This is a genomic window from Nonomuraea monospora (assembly GCF_039531895.1).
GTDB lineage: Bacteria > Actinomycetota > Actinomycetes > Streptosporangiales > Streptosporangiaceae > Nonomuraea > Nonomuraea monospora.
Map to the genome: position 1 here is coordinate 13,261 of NZ_BAAAQX010000042.1, position 15,428 is coordinate 28,688.

14 protein-coding genes and 1 pseudogene are annotated in these 15,428 nt (G+C 72.0%); 6 read left to right on the forward strand and 9 right to left on the reverse strand.

What is annotated here, in order from left to right; all coding sequences use genetic code 11:
• Positions 1-2: 2 nt before the first annotated feature.
• From ABD331_RS49515 to ABD331_RS49525, 3 genes are all read right to left on the reverse strand, one after another.
• Positions 3-3,956: a protein kinase domain-containing protein gene (locus tag ABD331_RS49515; protein ID WP_344492305.1), complete on the reverse strand. Its 3,954-nt coding sequence runs from the start codon at positions 3,954-3,956 to the stop codon at positions 3-5.
• Positions 3,957-4,075: 119 nt separating this feature from the next.
• Positions 4,076-4,630, reverse strand: a complete 555-nt coding sequence (locus ABD331_RS49520) for a GNAT family N-acetyltransferase (protein ID WP_344492308.1) — start codon at positions 4,628-4,630, stop codon at positions 4,076-4,078.
• Between the two features lie 12 nt (positions 4,631-4,642).
• Entirely contained in the window at positions 4,643-5,152 is a 510-nt protein-coding gene (locus ABD331_RS49525; RefSeq protein ID WP_344492311.1) for a shikimate kinase, read from the reverse strand.
• Between the two features lie 38 nt (positions 5,153-5,190).
• On the opposite strand from ABD331_RS49525, the gene ABD331_RS49530 reads away from it, so the two are divergent.
• Both ABD331_RS49530 and ABD331_RS49535 read left to right on the forward strand, forming a co-directional pair.
• A complete protein-coding gene (locus ABD331_RS49530; RefSeq protein WP_080045654.1) occupies positions 5,191-5,472 on the forward strand; it encodes a hypothetical protein in 282 nt (93 codons plus the stop codon).
• Positions 5,473-5,484: 12 nt separating this feature from the next.
• Positions 5,485-5,865: pseudogene (locus tag ABD331_RS49535) on the forward strand (ChaB family protein); the annotation flags it as partial.
• Positions 5,866-6,294: 429 nt separating this feature from the next.
• Here ABD331_RS49535 and ABD331_RS49540 read toward each other — a convergent pair.
• From ABD331_RS49540 to ABD331_RS49550, 3 genes are all read right to left on the reverse strand, one after another.
• Positions 6,295-8,121, reverse strand: a complete 1,827-nt coding sequence (locus ABD331_RS49540) for a transketolase (protein ID WP_344492317.1) — start codon at positions 8,119-8,121, stop codon at positions 6,295-6,297.
• A 204-nt stretch (positions 8,122-8,325) separates the two neighbouring features.
• Positions 8,326-9,339, reverse strand: coding sequence for an SDR family oxidoreductase (locus tag ABD331_RS49545; protein WP_344492320.1), 1,014 nt, complete (start codon positions 9,337-9,339; stop codon positions 8,326-8,328).
• 7 nt (positions 9,340-9,346) lie between these two features.
• Positions 9,347-9,607: a hypothetical protein gene (locus ABD331_RS49550; RefSeq protein WP_344492323.1), complete on the reverse strand. Its 261-nt coding sequence runs from the start codon at positions 9,605-9,607 to the stop codon at positions 9,347-9,349.
• A 55-nt stretch (positions 9,608-9,662) separates the two neighbouring features.
• On the opposite strand from ABD331_RS49550, the gene ABD331_RS49555 reads away from it, so the two are divergent.
• The 3 genes from ABD331_RS49555 to ABD331_RS49565 are packed head-to-tail and all read left to right on the forward strand — an operon-like array spanning position 9,663 to position 11,721.
• Entirely contained in the window at positions 9,663-10,688 is a 1,026-nt protein-coding gene (locus tag ABD331_RS49555; RefSeq protein WP_344492326.1) for a DNA topoisomerase IB, read from the forward strand.
• Positions 10,689-10,733: 45 nt separating this feature from the next.
• Positions 10,734-10,982, forward strand: a complete 249-nt coding sequence (locus tag ABD331_RS49560; RefSeq protein ID WP_148442239.1) for a BON domain-containing protein — start codon at positions 10,734-10,736, stop codon at positions 10,980-10,982.
• Complete coding sequence (locus ABD331_RS49565; RefSeq protein ID WP_344492330.1) at positions 10,975-11,721, forward strand: metallophosphoesterase family protein; 747 nt, start codon at positions 10,975-10,977, stop codon at positions 11,719-11,721. Before ABD331_RS49560 ends, ABD331_RS49565 begins: the two co-directional genes overlap by 8 nt.
• Positions 11,722-11,725: 4 nt before the next feature.
• On the opposite strand, the gene ABD331_RS49570 is transcribed toward ABD331_RS49565, so the two are convergent.
• Positions 11,726-13,507 (reverse strand): PP2C family protein-serine/threonine phosphatase, encoded by a 1,782-nt coding sequence (locus tag ABD331_RS49570; RefSeq protein ID WP_344492333.1) that lies wholly within the window; start codon positions 13,505-13,507, stop codon positions 11,726-11,728.
• Between the two features lie 142 nt (positions 13,508-13,649).
• Entirely contained in the window at positions 13,650-13,799 is a 150-nt protein-coding gene (locus ABD331_RS49575) for a GPGG-motif small membrane protein (protein WP_165959640.1), read from the reverse strand.
• Positions 13,800-13,862: 63 nt separating this feature from the next.
• Between ABD331_RS49575 and ABD331_RS49580 the strand changes: the two genes are divergently transcribed.
• The gene (locus tag ABD331_RS49580) at positions 13,863-14,816 is read left to right on the forward strand and encodes a TIGR03557 family F420-dependent LLM class oxidoreductase (RefSeq protein WP_344492336.1); all 954 of its coding nucleotides are present in this window, start codon (positions 13,863-13,865) and stop codon (positions 14,814-14,816) included.
• Here the strand turns inward: ABD331_RS49580 and ABD331_RS49585 are convergent.
• A complete protein-coding gene (locus ABD331_RS49585; protein ID WP_344492339.1) occupies positions 14,783-15,376 on the reverse strand; it encodes a TetR/AcrR family transcriptional regulator in 594 nt (197 codons plus the stop codon). The two genes, ABD331_RS49580 and ABD331_RS49585, sit on opposite strands and share 34 nt — an antisense overlap.
• Positions 15,377-15,428 lie beyond the last annotated feature (52 nt).

Genomic DNA, 15,428 nt, shown 5'->3' on the forward strand with positions numbered 1-15,428 from the left:
ACTCAGCAGCTCTCCTGGTAGCCGCTCTCGGGGATCAGCCGGGCCCACTCCGCCCTGGTCAGCGCGCCGCCCGCCCGCGCGCACACCTCGCGCGCCGTCAGCCCGGGATCGACCGCGACCTCCCGTACGGTCCCGTCCAGCGCCACCCCGCGCAGCCGCCTGCCGTCCTGGCTGAAGGCCAGCCCCGCGGCCCACGACCCGACCTGGCCGACCTCGCGCAGCGCGCCGGTGTCCCACAACGAGGTACGGGCGGCGTCCACGGCCAGCAGGTCGCCGCCGGGGGAGAAACGCAGCCCGTCCACCGGGGCGGAGCCGGTCTCGATGGCGCCGATGGGCTCGCGCTCGCGCACGTCCCACAGCAGCACCCGGCCGCCCTCCAGCGCGATCGCCAGCCTGCCGCCGTCGGGGGAGAAGGCCAGCGCGACCGGGGCCGTGCCGTCGGTCAGGTCGAGCGGGGTGATCCGGCCGGTGGGCAGGTCGAGCAGGTTCCGCCCGGCGGCCAGCGTCGAGCCGTCGGGGCTGAAGGCGAGCGCCAGGTCGCCCGCGCCCGGGTACTCCTTGACGCGCCGGCCCGTGCGCACGTCCCACGTCTCCAGGGTGCTGCCGCGGGCGGTGGCCAGGGTGCCGCCGTCGGGGGAGAGCGCCACGGCAGGGACGTCGCCGCCCGCCTGCACGGTGGCCACCTGCCTGCCGCCCGCCACCTCCCACACGGTCACCGGGTCGCCCGCCACCGCCAGCAGCCGCCCGGCCGCGTCGAACGCCAGGTCGCCGGCCGCCGCGATGCGGCCCAGCTTCCTGCGCTCCTCGGTGTCGGTCAGCTCGATGGCGTTGCCGACCTCCTTGGCGGCGACGCGGCCGTTGCCGGAGAACGCGGCGACGTGGCCGTCGTCATCCGGCGCGGGCAGGCCGGACACGTCCAGCGAGACGACCGAGCCGACGCCGCTGAGGTAGCGCAACTGATGGCCGTCCGAGGAGAAGGACAGGCCGTGGCCGGGGTCCTTGAGGGGGTAGGAGCCGGACAGGCGGCGTTCGGTGACGTTCCAGACGCGTACCTCGCCGTCGCCGGGGAGTGCCAGCAGGTGGCCGTCGGGGCTGAAGACCAGGGGGCCCGCCGACGTGCCCGCGGTCGTCTCCAGGCCGTCCACGACGCCCCATGGGCCGCCTGTGGTTCCGCCCTTCGTGTCGCTGTCCGGGCGCTTCGCCTGGTCGTTGCGGGAACGCGCGGCCTCGCCGTCCTGGGCGCGCGCCGCGTCGCTGCCCTGGGCGCGCGCCGCGTCGCTGCCCTGGGCGCGCGCTGCCTCGGCGTCGCGCGTGCGTGCCGCCTCGCCGTCGCCGGTGCGTGACGCCTGTGGGTCGCCGCTCCCGGGTCGCCCGGCGCCCGCGTCGTCCGGGCCGCCCGCCTGGTCGCCGCCGCCCGCGTCCGGCTGCGCCGCGCCGGTGGCGCGCGTCTGCGGCGCGGCGGTCCGGCTGCCGTCGGCGCTCTGGGACGCGCCCGCTGCCGGGGCCTGGGCAACGCTTGCGGGCTGCGACGCGCGCGGTGCTTGAGAGGCGCTCGCCGCCGGAGCCTGGGACGCGCCCGCAGGTTGGGACGCGTCCGCCTGCGGCGCTTGAGAGGCGGACGCAGCCTCGGACGCCCCCGCCGCCGGGGTCCGGGACGCCGCCGCGGCCTGGGAAGCGGTCGGGGCCTGGACCGCAGTCGGTGCTTGGGATGCCGCCGGGGCCGAGGGCTGGGCCTGGGCGGGTGTCGGGGCCGGGAGCGCCAGCACTCCCGGAGCCGGAGTCGAGGCCCCCAGGTCCCGCCCTAGTTCGGCGGGCGTGCCGGGCCCGGGCTCGACGGCCGCACCGAACTTCTCCGCCGCCCCCGTCCGCTCATCGTCGCCCCCCACCAGCGTGACCCCGTCGCGCCCGGCCACCGCCAGCGTGCGACCGTCGGGGCTGAAGGCGAGCGCGGGAGCAGCCGCGTCCGCGCCCGTGACCGGGTCCACCACGACCACCTCAGCCCGGGAGGGGCGGCGCGCGGCCAGGTCCCACAGCTCGACCCGCCCGTTGCGGCGGGAGACGGCCGCGCGGGCCCCGTCGGGGGAGACGGTCACCTTCGCGTCCTTCACGTCGAGCAGAGTGCGGGTCCCCCGGTAGACCCGGGTGCGGTTGCCCCGGCTGATCGCGTAGACGGTCTCGGCGGGCGGGCGCCCGGTGGTCACGTCGATGGGGCCGCCGCCGACCGCCTCCGCGTACCGGCCGTCGTCGCTCAGCGCCGCCACCCCGGCGGGCAGCACGTACGAGGCGACGCGCCGCCGCGCGGGCACGTCCCAGACGGTGACGGCACCGGCCTCCCACTTGACCAGGGTGTCGCCGCGCAGCAGGTAGCGGGCCCGCGCGTCGGCGTCAGGGTCGGTGAAGACGCCCAGCTCCGGCTGCACCAGCGAGGCCTGCAGCGCCGCCCGCGCCTCGAACACCGGCGCCAGCCGCCACGCGGCCACGCTCAGCCGCATCGCGGTGCGCGGGTCGGCGGGCCGCAGCGCCTCCGCCCTGGCGGCCACGGCGCGGGCGTCGGCCTGGATGAGGCGTTCGCGCAGGTCGTTCTGCCCGTGGACGGACACGACCGTCATGGTGACCGCCACCGCCAGCACCGCCGCCACCGTCGCCAGCACGGGCACCCGCAGCTTCCTGCGCTGTTTGGACAGGGTGACGCTGTCGTTGATGAAGTCGCGTTCGAGCTGGTTCAGGCGTACGTGGCGGCGTTTGGTGGCGGCCCAGCCGAGCGCCGTGTCCAGGTCCTGGCCGCGCAGCAGGAGGCCGCGCCCGCGCCGGCGCTGCGACCAGGTCGTGGCGGCCTCGCGGATGTGACGGTGCACCGCCATGCCCTCGCGCTCGTCGGCCACCCAGCCGCGCAGCCGGGGCCAGGCCCGGTAGAGCGCGGCGCTGGCCGGCGCCACGCGGTCGTCGCTGACGGCCACCAGCTTTCCGGCGGACGTCTCGACGGCCGGCACGCGGACGCTGCGGCGTACCACCAGACCGGCCTCCATGAGCGGCCGCAGCACGTCGCCCTCGTCGTGCGGGGTGTCGCCGTCGAGCAGGCGCAGCAGCAGGCCGGGCACCTCCTGCTGCTGGGCGGGGGTGAGCCGCGCGTACACCTCCTCGGCCAGCTCGCCGAGTGACGGCTGCCGCACGTACGCCTCCGGCGGGCACAGCCCGGCACGCCCCTTCACCGGCAGCTCCGCCCCGCCCTCCGCCGGCGGCTCGGCTTCGCCTCCCACCAGCAGCTCCGCCGCCGTGGGACGGTCGGCGGGGTCCTTGGCCAGTGCCCGCCCCACCAGGTCGCACAGGGAGTCGGGCAGACAGCTCAGGTCGGGGTCGACGGTCAGCAGCCGGTGCATGATGCCGCCCAGGCTCTCCCCACAAAACGGGTCGTGCCCCGTCGCCGCGAACAGCACCACCGCGCCCCACGCGAACACGTCCGCCGCCGACTCGGCCGCCTGCCCGGTGAGAACCTCGGGCGCCTGGTACGTGTACGCCCCCACGGGCCCGGACACCGGCAGGCCCAGCTCGATCACCTTGGGCCCGTCGTCGGCCAGCAGCACGCTCTCCGGGTTCAGCCCCCGATGGGTCAGCCCGGCTTCGTGCAGCGCGCGCAGCACCTCCGCCAGCGCTCCGGCCAGGGCGACCAGCTCGTCACCCGTGTACGGCCCGTGCAGCGCGACGGCCTGCCGCAGATCGGGGCCGTCGACGAACTCGCTCACCACGTAGGGGACGCCCCCGTCGGACCCGACGGAGACCACCTCCGCCAGATGGCGGCAGGTCACCCGCTCGTACCGGTGCCCGACCTCGCCGCGCGGCACCGTGACGGCGAACCTGCGCCCCTCGTCGTCGTAGGCGTCGTAGACGACCCCGCGCCCGCCCGCGCCCAGCCTGGCGGCCAGCCAACAGCCGCCAAGCCTCTCGGGGTCACCGGGCACCAAGCGCATCGTCACTGGAGCTTAGATGCACGACACCGCCAGTTGGTTGTCCGGAGCCACTTGACCGGGAGGGACGCCACAGGTCCCCCGCGCGCCTCGGGGGACCCATGTCATGATCATTATGCCAGGCTTCGCGATCTGGCCCGCCACTCCGGACGCAGGATGGCCATCAGGACCGCGTCGTGCCACTCACCGTCCCACAGGAGGGCGTCGCGCTCGACGCCCTCCTCGACGAAGCCGAGCTTCTCGTAGACGTGCCGCGCCCGTTCGTTGAAGGCGTAGACGCCCAGCCTGATCCGGTGCAGCGGCGTGGTGCCGAAGGCGTGGTCGAGGACCAGCTCGATGGCCTCGGAGCCGTACCCCTTGCCGAACACGCGCGGCCCGATCAGCCCGATGCGCAGGTTGCACGCCAGGTTGGGCGGGTCGAGCTCGTTCAGCACGACCTCGCCGACGAACTCGTCGCCCGCCATGATCGCCAGGTCGAGCCGGTCGGGCTGGTCGCCGCGCGTGGCGTACCACAGGCGGAGCTGCTCGGCCTCGAAGCCGGCGTGCGAGCCCGTCAACCGGCGCACGTCGGGGTCGGAGACCAGCTCGGCCAGGCCGTCGACGTGCTCGGGACCGACCGGGCGCAGCGTCACGCGCTCGCCCTTCAGTGTGGGTTTCTCGGCGAACATCCTCATTGGCTATCAGTCGCGATCAACGGCGGGCAATCCCATTTTCCGCAACGCCTCGTCCCTGACCTGCTCAGGAGTCAGCACGCCGACGTCGCACACCAGGTCGGCCACCTCACGGAAGAACGCCTCCCGGCGGGCCCGCATCTCGCGCGGGTCGTAGTCGGGACGGTGCTTGCTGGTGCGCATCCGCTCGGCCAGCACCGCGTCGTCGGCGTCCACCCAGACCACGAACGCCTTGCGCATCGCCTCCCGCACCTCGGCGTTCTCCAGCGTGCTGGACGCCGCCGCGATCACCTTCGGCTCGCCGGCCAGCTCCTCCAGCACGTGCTCCGCCTCGTACCGATGCAGCCTCTCCTTGCCCTCGCGGGCGGCGATCGGCGCGGACGTGGCGCCGTACCTCTCCTGAAGGTACTGGTCGCTGTCGCTTAACGGCAGCCCGAGCGCCTCAGCGATCAAGCGACCGGAGGTCGACTTGCCCGCGCCCATGAGCCCGATCATCACGACTGGTTTGTTTTTCGACATGTGGATAGAGGTTCCTTCGTGTCAAGGAGGTAAATCTGATGACCATCGCCGGAAGCATCATCCTCATCATGCTCGGTGCGATCCTCACCTGGGCCGTCGAGTTCGACCTCGCCGGCCTCGACATCAACGTAGTGGGCGTCATCCTCATGCTCGGTGGCCTGGTCGGGCTCCTGTTCGGCATATACAGGATCACCGTCACGCGCCGCGCGGTCGGCCCGATCGACGAGCCGGTTCACCGGCACGAGATCTACGAGGAGCCGGAGACGCGCAGGACCACCGTCTACGAGGAGCGTCGCCACTACGACGAACCACCGCTGTAGGAGGTAATCGACATGCCGGCTGTCCAAGAGCTGCCGTCGACCGTCAAGCGTTCTCCGAAGAAGGCGCAGAACACGTGGGTCAAGGCGCACGACTCGGCCGTCAAGGAGTACGGCGAGGGGCGGCGCGCCCACATGACCGCGTTCGCCGCGCTGAAACACTCCTTCGAGAAGGTCGGCGATCACTGGGAAGCGAAGAACGGCAAGGGCCCTTCCGACAAGGGCGCCACCGACCGCTCCGGCCGCACGGCCGAAGGCGTGGACGCCAACGCCAGCAAGGAACACCTGCAGAAGGTGGCCGCGCGGCTGGGCGTGACCGGGCGCTCGAAGATGACCAAGCAGGAGCTGGTCACCGCCATCAAAAAGGCCAACAGGACGGCCACGGCGAAGTCCCGCTCGACTGCGAAGTCCAACGGCGCCAAGTCCACCGGCGCCAAGTCCGTCGCGGCGAAGTCCAACGGATCGAGGACGAGCACGAAGTCCAGCACCAAGTCGTCCACCACGAAGTCCGGGACGACGAAGTCCTCGACGACCAAGTCGGGTACTTCGAAGTCCGGTACTTCGAAGTCGTCCGGTACCAAGGCCGCCACCTCGTCGAGGACCGGCTCCAGGACGACGTCCAAGGTGACGTCCAAGACTGGACCCAAGAAGACGACGACGTCCAAGACGAAGTCGGGGCCCAAGTCCTCGACGTCCAAGTCCACGTCCAAGAAGGGCAGCACCAAGGCCAAGTCCCGCTGACCCGTCCGGCAGAACCACCTGAGGGCCGCCGATCTCGCTGGATCGCCGGCCCTCAGTCATGTCCTCCCGCGCCCGCCGGGCGGTTCACAGCAGCCGCTTGACGGCGTCGATGATGGCGTGGCGGTCGATGCGGGCGTCGGCGAGCTGCTCCTGCGGCGTCGCGGAACCGGGCAGGTCGGTCACCGCGAGCTTCACCACCCGCGGCCCCAGCTCGCTCACCGCGTCCATCACCGCGTCGCCCAGGCCGCCCTCGACCCGGTGGTCCTCCACCGTGATCAGGTTGCCGGTGGTGGTCGCCGCCTCGACCAGCACGGCCGTGTCCACGGGCTTGATCGAGTACAGGTCGATGACGCCGACGGGGACGCCCTCCGCCTGAAGGTCGTCGGCGGCGGCCAGCGCCTCGTGCACGGTCACGCCCGCCGCCACGATCGTGGCCCGGTCGCCTGGCGTGTGCTGCAGCACCCGCGACCCGCCCACGGTGAACCGCTCGCCGGGCTGGTAGATCACCGGCGTGTCACCCCGCGTGGTGCGCAGGTAGGACACGCCCTCCAGGTCCGCCATCTCGGCGATCAGCGCCGCCGTCTGGTTGGCGTCGCACGGGTAGAGCACGGTGCTGCCGTGCACCGTCCGCATCATCGCCAGGTCCTCCAGGCCCATCTGGGACGGGCCGTCCTCGCCGATCGCCACCCCGGCGTGCGAGCCGACCAGCCGGATGTCCGCCCGGCTCACGCCCGCCATCCTGATGAAGTCGTGCGCCCGCGTCAGGAACGCCGCGAACGTCGCCGCGTACGGCTTCCAGCCCCGCACCTGCATCCCGACGGCCGCCGCGACGAGCTGCTGCTCGGCGATGTACATCTCGAAGAACCGCTCAGGATGCTCCTTGCCGAACGTCTCCGTCTTCGTCGAGTCCGCCACCTCGCCGTCCAGCGCCACCACGTCGCCGCGTGCCGCGCCGAGCGCCGCCAGCGCCGCCCCGTACGCCGTCCGTGTCGCCACCCGCTCGCCCACCGGGTACGACGGCAGCTTCATCCCGTTGCCGGAGAACCGGAACGGCGCCGCGTCCACCTCCGGCCGATGCACCTCGACCCGCACGCTGCGCGGCCCGCCCAGCTCCTGGACCGCCTTGCCGGGATCCTTCAGCGCCTTGCCGTGGGCGCCCTCCCGGTTCTCCACCTCCAGGACGCCCTCGCCCTTGCGGGTCTTCGCCAGGATCACGGTCGGACGGCGCCGCGTGTTGCGGGCGTCGCTCAGGGCGAAGTCGATCTGGCCGGGGTCGTGCCCGTCGATCTCGATCGTGTGCCAGCCGAAGGCCCCGAACCTGCGCGCGTACGCGCCGGTGTCCCAGCCGTGCCTGGTGGGGCCGCGCTGGCCGAGCCGGTTCACGTCCACGATCGCCGTCAGGTTCGCCAGCCCCTCGCTGCCCGCGTGCTCGGCCGCCTCCCAGATGGAGCCCTCGGCCAGCTCGCTGTCCCCGCACAACACCCACACCCGGTACGGCAACCGCTCCAGCCGTCCGGCCATCGCCACTCCGACGCCGACGGGCAGCCCCTGCCCCAGCGAACCGGTGGCCACGTCCACCCAGGGCAGCCGGGGCGTGGGATGCCCCTCCAACCGGCTGCCTCTCCGGCGGAACGACAGCAGCTCCTCGTCGCTGATCACCCCGGCCGCCTTGTAGAGCGAGTAGAGCAGGGGGGAGGCGTGGCCCTTGGAGAAGATCAGGTGGTCGTTGGCCGGGTTGCCGGGGTTGTCGAAGTCGTAGTGCAGGTGGCAGGCGAAGAGCACGGCCATCAGGTCGGCTGCGGACATGGACGAGGTCGGATGTCCGGAACCGGCTTCGGCCGCTGCCCGTACGGAGTCCACACGTAGCTGGGCGGATAGCTCGGCCAGGTACTGAAGATCGCGGTCAGGCATCATGACCTCCCTAGAGGTGGGTTCAGGCCCGTCTACCCCGGCGTGGCCGCTTAACTCGGCACCCGGGGCGCCGCCCGCCCGAGGGTCGCGCGCATGCGGCGGCGCCCGCCGGTGTCCTGTCGCGAAGTGGGTCTCAGAGCGACGCGGAGGCGGGCGCTGGGATGTGCGGGTGGGGGGTCGGGTCAGGCAACACGGGGGGTGGGGTCAGGCGCGCCGGGCTCGCCGTACGGCGGCGAAGGTCGCGGCGGCGGCACCGCCCGCGAGGGTGAGCAGCACCGACCGCCGATGCTGCGAGAGCCAGACCTGCGGGCTGCGCCCGTGCGACCGGTCGTCGAACGACCCGTGCGCCCCGTAGTCGGTGTCCTCGTCGGCGGGCTCCCAGAGGTTGGCCACCCCGGTGGGCGCCTTCTCCTCGGTGACCTGCGACTGCGTGCCCGTCCGCGCCAGGTACCGATCCACCAGCGCGGGCGCGACCCGCTGCGCGAGCAGGGTGGCGACGGTGCTGGTGCCGACCCAGTACTCCTTGCGCTCGGGGTGCATGGCGGCGTGCACGATGGCCCGCGCCGCCACCTCAGGCTGGTAGATCGGCGGGACGGGCTGCGGGTGGCGGCGCAGCTTGGACAGCACCCAGTCGAACTGCGGCGTGTTGACCGCAGGCAACTGGACGAGGGTGACCCGCACGTTGCTGCGGTCCGCCATCAGCTCGGTGCGCACCGACTCGGTGAAGCCCTTGATGGCGTGCTTGGCCCCGCAGTAGGCCGATTGGAGGGGGATGCCGCGGTACGACAGCGCCGATCCGGTCTGCACGATGGCGCCGGCGTTGCGGGGGCGCATCAGGTCGAGCGCGACCTTGGTGCCCCAGACGTACCCGAGGTAGGTCACGGCGGTGGTGCGCTCGTACTCGTCGGGGGAGATGTCGGTGAACTTGGCGAAGACGGAGGAGAAGGCGGTGTTTATCCAGACGGAGATCGGGCCCATCTCCTTCTCGATGCGTTCCGCCGCGGCGCGCACCTGCTCGTAGTCGGCCACGTCGGCCTCGTACACCTGCCCGGTGCCGCCTTCCACGCCCACGTCCACGGCCGCCGCGCCCAGGCCGGCCGTGCCGCGGGCGATGAGCGCCACCTTGGCGCCCTGCGCGCCGAGCTCGCGGACCACCGCGCGCCCGACGCCGCCACTCGCGCCCGTCACCACTACCACTCGTCCACGAAGTGGTGTCATGTCGTGATCAGCCCGCCTCTCCGTCAGTGCCGCGGTGCTTCTGGCGTCGTACGGCCAGCACCATGTCGACCGCCGTGGCGATGGCCAGCACGACGGCGATGCCCGTCAGGACCAGCGCTCCGGTGAGGAGCCCCAGCACCGCGAACGCGAACAGGAACACCAAGATGAAGGAACCCACCCGCACGTGCATGTAGTCACGCGGGGTGGCGGGCACCATGGCATGGCCTCTGTGGTCCCGTTCCTCGTGCCATTCTCCGTTGTCAGACATGCGGCTCACCTGCCCGTACCGTTTGCCGCCTAACGTCGCGGGTAGCCCGCCCTGCGTGCCCGAGCGAGATCGACGCAGCGACGAGTTGCACCCCAGCGACCAGAGCGAGCCGGGCATCGTGCGGCGGCGGCGCGGGCGCGGGTTCAGCTACGAGGGCCCCGACGGCCGGCCGCTGCGCGACCCGGCGACGCTCGCCCGGATCAAGGCGCTGGCCATCCCGCCTGCCTGGCGGGACGTGTGGATCTGCACCTCACCCCAGGGCCACTTGCAGGCCGTGGGGACGGACGCGGCGGGCCGGCGGCAGTACCGCTACCACGACGTGTGGCGGGAGCAGCAGGACCGGGCCAAGTTCGACCGCGTGCTGGAGGTGGCGGAGCGGCTGCCGGCGTTCAGGAAGACGGTGGACGACCAGCTCCAGGGCAGAGGGCTGACCAGGCAGCGGGTGCTGGCCGCCGCCGCCCGGCTGCTCGACATCGGCTTCTTCCGCATCGGCGGGGAGAGCTACGACACCTACGGCCTGGCCACGCTCAGGATGGAGCACGTCACCTGCAAGAACGGCGTCGTGACCTGCGCCTACCAGGCCAAGGGCGACATATCGCGGGAGGTCGAGGTGGCCGACCCGGACGCGTGCAAGGTGCTGCGCTCGCTGAAGGCGCTGCGCGTGGACGGCGAGCTGCTGCGCTACCGGCACGACGGCGGGTGGAGCGACATCAGGAGCGAGGACATCAACGACTACCTGCGCGAGATCATCGGCTACGAGGTCACGGCCAAGGACTTCCGCACCTGGCACGCCACCGTCCTGGCGGCGGTGGGGCTGGCGGTGTCCAGGCCGGCGCGCGAGGGCGTCACCAGCAAGAAGCGCGCCGTCACCCGGGTGATGCGGGAGGTCTCCGAGTACCTGGGCAACACCCCGACGGTGGCGCGGGCGTCGTACGTGGATCCGCGCGTGGTGGAGGCGTACGACCAGGACAGAACGATCGCGGCGGCGCTCACCGAGCTCGGGGCGGACGCGGATTTCGGGCAGCTCGCCACGGCGGGCCCGGTGGAACGGGCGGTCATCGAGCTGATCCGGGCCGTTTGAGCTGTTCGAGCACGGGCATGCGCCGACAAGAGAAGGAGGCGAGCGATGGAAGCTCCGCAGTACGTCGCGGCCCGTGTCCAGCAGGCGCTGGCCGAGGACGGACGCACGCACGAGCTCGGCATTCGCGTCGACATCAGAGGCGACCAGCTTTTCCTGCGCGGACAGGTGAGCGGCGCCGAGCAGCGCGAGCGGCTCGGCCAGGTGGCGCACGAGGTCGCGCCCGAGCTCCATGTGCACAACGAGATCAACGTCGTTGAGGCGAACGCGCCGGGGGAGGATGAGCATCTTGACTGACCTTCGCATAGCCGCCGTGGGGGACATTCACCTCGGCGAGGACGTCAGAGGCCAGTACAGGAAGAAGCTCGAAGGCATCGAGGACCGCGCGGACGTGTTCATGCTGGCGGGCGACCTCACCCGGCACGGCACCCTGGAGGAGGGCCGGGTGGTGGCCGACGAGCTGCGCGGCCTGCCGATCCCGTGCGTCGCGGTGCTCGGCAACCACGACTACCACTCCGACCTGCAGTACGAGATCGCCAGCGAGCTGCGCGACGCGGGCGTCATCGTGCTCGACGACAACGGCGTCGTCATCCAGTGCGGGGACAAGAAACTGGGCGTGGTCGGCGGCAAGGGGTTCGGCGGCGGCTACGCGGGCAAGTGCGCCAGCGAGTTCGGCGAGCGCGAGATCAAGAACTTCGTCTCCCACACGCGCTACATCGCCGAGGCGTGGAAGGTGGCGCTGAAGGAGATCGTGGCCGACTACCGCGTGGTGCTGTCGCACTACTCGCCGATCAAGGAGACGCTGGAGGGCGAGCCGCCCGAGATCTACCCGTTCCTCGGCAGCTACCTGCTGGCGGAGGCGGTCGACACGGCGGGCGCCGACCTGATCCTGCACGGGCACGCGCACAAGGGCAGCGAGAAGGGCATGACGCCGGGCGGGATCCGGGTGCGCAACGTGGCGCTGCCGGTGCTCGGCAGGGCGTACTGCGTGTACTGCCTCGACTGCGAGGACGACCTGCAGCCCCACCCGGGCTGATCCGCTAGAGCACCCGTACGGCGATGACGCACACGTCGTCCTCGGCGGCCTCGCCGCCCAGCCTCTTCAGCAGGCAGGCGATCATCTGCTCGGGGTCGTCGTCGGTGCACTGGTGCGCGGCCTGGAGCAGGGCCTCCATGCCCGCCTCCAGGTCCTGCCCGCGCCGCTCGACCACCCCGTCGGTGTAGAGCAGCAGGACGTCGCCCGACTGGAGGTGCGTCGTCGTCATCTGGTACTCGGTCATGTCGAACGCGCCGAGCATCATCCCCTGCACGCCGTCGATCGGCACGGCCCGGCCGTCCCTGATCAGCAGGGGCGCCGGGTGGCCGGCGTTCGTCCAGCGGAAGGTGCAGTCCTGCGGGTCGAAGTGGCCGATGATGGCCGTGCCGGTCACGGTGATGCCCTCGTTGGAGTGCACGATGAGGTCGTTCAGCCAGGTGGCGAGCTGTCCGGCGGGCGCCTGTGTGTAGGCCAGGCCCGCCAGGCCGGAACGCATCTGCAGCATGATGCTGGCGGCGGTCAGGCCGTGTCCCATGGCGTCGCCGATGGCGATCAGCACCCTGCCGTCCGGGATGAGGCGGGCCTTGAACCAGTCGCCGCCGAGCCGGACGAGCTCCTCGCCCGGCAGGTAGCGCACGCCGACGGTCAGTCCCGGCAGGTGGATGAGGCCGCGCCTGATCGGCACGATCGTGTCCTGGAGCTGGACGGTGACCCGGTGCTCCTCCTCGGCCCGCTGCCGCTGCCGGTGGGCCTGCTCGTGCGCCACGGCCAGGGCCCGCTCCCTGCGCCGGTTCTTCGTCACGTCCTGCACCAGGCAGCGCACCTTGACGGGCACGCCGTCGGCGTCGAGGATCGGCTCGCTGTAGACGTTCAGGTGCCGCACCCCGTGCCGGTGCTGGATCCTGAACTCCGTCTCGACCGCCTCCCGGTGCTCCACCAGGGAACGCACCTGGTCCTCGACGACCGGCAGGTCCTCCGGCACCACCACGGACGGCAGGTCCTCCAGCGCCATCGGGCCCTGCTCGCGGTCGCGGCCGAACATCTCATACATCTGGGGTGTCCACAGCGTGCGCTGCGTGGCCAGGTTCCACTCGCCCCAGCCCAGCTCGGCCAGCCGCTGCGCGCGGTCCCAGCCGGAGACGAGCAGCTCCTCGTCGTCCACGGTGCGCCAGCTCACCAGGAGGCCGTCGTCCACCCGGGACGCCCGCACGTTCAGCGTGGAGGGCCAGGGCAGGTAGTCGAGCACCTCGACGAACTCCAGCCCCTCCCGGTGGACGGGCTCGCCGGTCTCGTAGACGCTGATGTAGTCGTCCAGCAGGCCCGAGCCCGCGACGCCGGGGCTGACGGCCATGAGCCGGCGTCCGGCCAGCTCGGACGCGGTGCGCCCGGCGGCCGTCCTGGCGTAGCGGTTGGCGGCGACGATCAGGAAGTCCACGACGCGGCCGGTCCCGTCCTCGACGGGGGCGAGGTAGAGGGCCGAGGCGTGGACGGCGTCCAGCATGGCGCTCACCCAGGCGGGCACGTCGAGTGTCTGCCTGGGCTCGTCGGGCGGGCGTTCGATGCCCCTGGCCACCTCGACGAGCTCCAGGCCGCTGTGCTGGGCCATCCTCGAAAGCTGCTCGGCCGCCTCGCCGGGCCGGATGTTCAACTCAGTGGCCAGGCGGGCGATGGCCTCGTCGAGGATGGCCTCGTCGCGCATGCGCAGGCGCAGCCGTACGAGCAGGTCGCGGAGCCTCGCCGAGGCAGCGCCTGTCTCGTAGCGGCTGAACGGCGGAAATCTACTCACACGCTCCTCATTCCCGGCATGCGGGAATCAAGGAGCGTCACCAATGATATTTCAGCAAAACGTAGAAACCGCTGGACCGTTCTCGGGGATCGGCCCAGCGGTGCGGTAGGGGCGGCTGACCGGTCGAATCCGAACGGCGCCCCTACACATTGAAGATGCTGACCCCGCCAGGCCCGACCAGGAAACCGAGGACGATGAGCACGATCCCCCATAGCAGGTCGCGCCGGGCCAGGATCACATAGATCCCGGAGATGACGAGAATTACCGCGATGATCCAGAGCAAAGTAGCCATGGGCTGGCATCTGCCCCAGGCGAGCGCCGCATAACATATCTTTTCGGGGCAGGGGACGAACTCATGACGACCTTCGGATATTTCCTGTCGTGTGAGGAACACGGTCCCGCGGAGCTGGTGCGTCAGGCCAAGGCCGCCGAACGCGCCGGTTTCGAGGCCCTGTGGATCTCCGACCACTTCCACCCCTGGCTGGACGAGCAGGGCCAGGCGCCGTTCGTCTGGTCGGTGATCGGCGCCATCGCCGAGGCCACGTCCCTGCCCATCGCCACCGCGGTGACCTGCCCGCTGGTCCGTACGCACCCGGTGGTGATCGCCCAGGCCGCCGCCACCACCGCCGCGCTCACCGGCGGGCGCTTCCGGCTCGGCGTGGGCACCGGCGAGGCGCTCAACGAGCACGTCGTCGAGTCCCGCTGGCCGCCGCTCAGCGAGCGGCTGGAGATGCTGGAAGAGGCCATCGAGCTGATGCGGGAGCTGTTCACCGGCAAGCTGGTCACGCACCGGGGCCGCCACTACCGCGTGGACACCGCCAGGCTCTACACACTGCCCGACGAGCCGGCGCCCATCCTGGTGTCGGGGCTGGGCGAGAAGTCCACGGCGCTGGCCGGGCGGCTGGGCGACGGCTACGTCTCGGTCGCGCCGGACGCCGACGCCGTACGCGCCTTCCGCGAGGCGGGCGGCACCGGCAAGCCCGCGCTGGGCGGCCTCAAGGCCTGCTACGCCGCCGACGAGGCGGCGGCCCGCAAGACCGTGCACCGCCTGTGGCCCACGCAGGGCATCAAGGGCGAGGCCGCGCAGCTCCTGCCGCTGCCCCGGCACTTCGAGCAGCTCGCCGGGATGGTCTCCGAGGACGAGGCCGTCGCCGGCAGCCCGGTCGGCCCCGACCCCGAGGTGCACGCCCAGGCGATCAGGCAGTACGTGGACGCCGGCTTCGACGAGGTCTACGTCAACCAGATCGGGACGGAACAGGACGCGTTCTTCGACTTCTACGAGCGCGAGGTGCTGCCGCTGGTCCGCTGACCGCCCGGCCGGAGCATGCCCGTGAGGAGGTCGCTCAGCGCGTCCTCCAGCTCCTCCAGCGTGGGGACGCTGCCGGCGCCCGCGATCGCGTCGAACATCAGCCCTTCCCCGAACGCCACCAGGTTGCGCGCGTGCGCCACCGGATCGGCCGAGCCCATGGCCGCCAGCATGGCCACGGCCGGGTCGCGGAAGCGCCGCCCGGCCTGGTCGTAGATGGTGCGCAGCTCCGGCCGCCTGGTCGCCTCCAGGGCCAGTTCGTAGCGGGCCAGGGTGCGGCGGCGGTCCATGAGCTGGATGTGCAGCGCCTGCGCCATCAGTTTCGGCAGGTGGGCCAGCTCGTAGGCGTCGCTGCCGTACGCGCCGCTCAGCGCACGCAGCTCCAGCTCGGTGAGCCGCGACAACGTCAGCTCCAGCAGGGCCGCGCGGGTGCGGGCGAGATTGGACGTGGAGCCGGGCGGCAGGTCGGCGGCCTCGTCCACGGCGCGGTGGGTCAGGCCGCGCATGCCCCGCTCGGCGAGCAGGGTGATGGCCGTGTCGGCGACGAGGTCGGAACGCTTCACGGAACCCGATACTACAGCGGTAGTGAGGCCGCACTACAGGCGTAGTATGGTG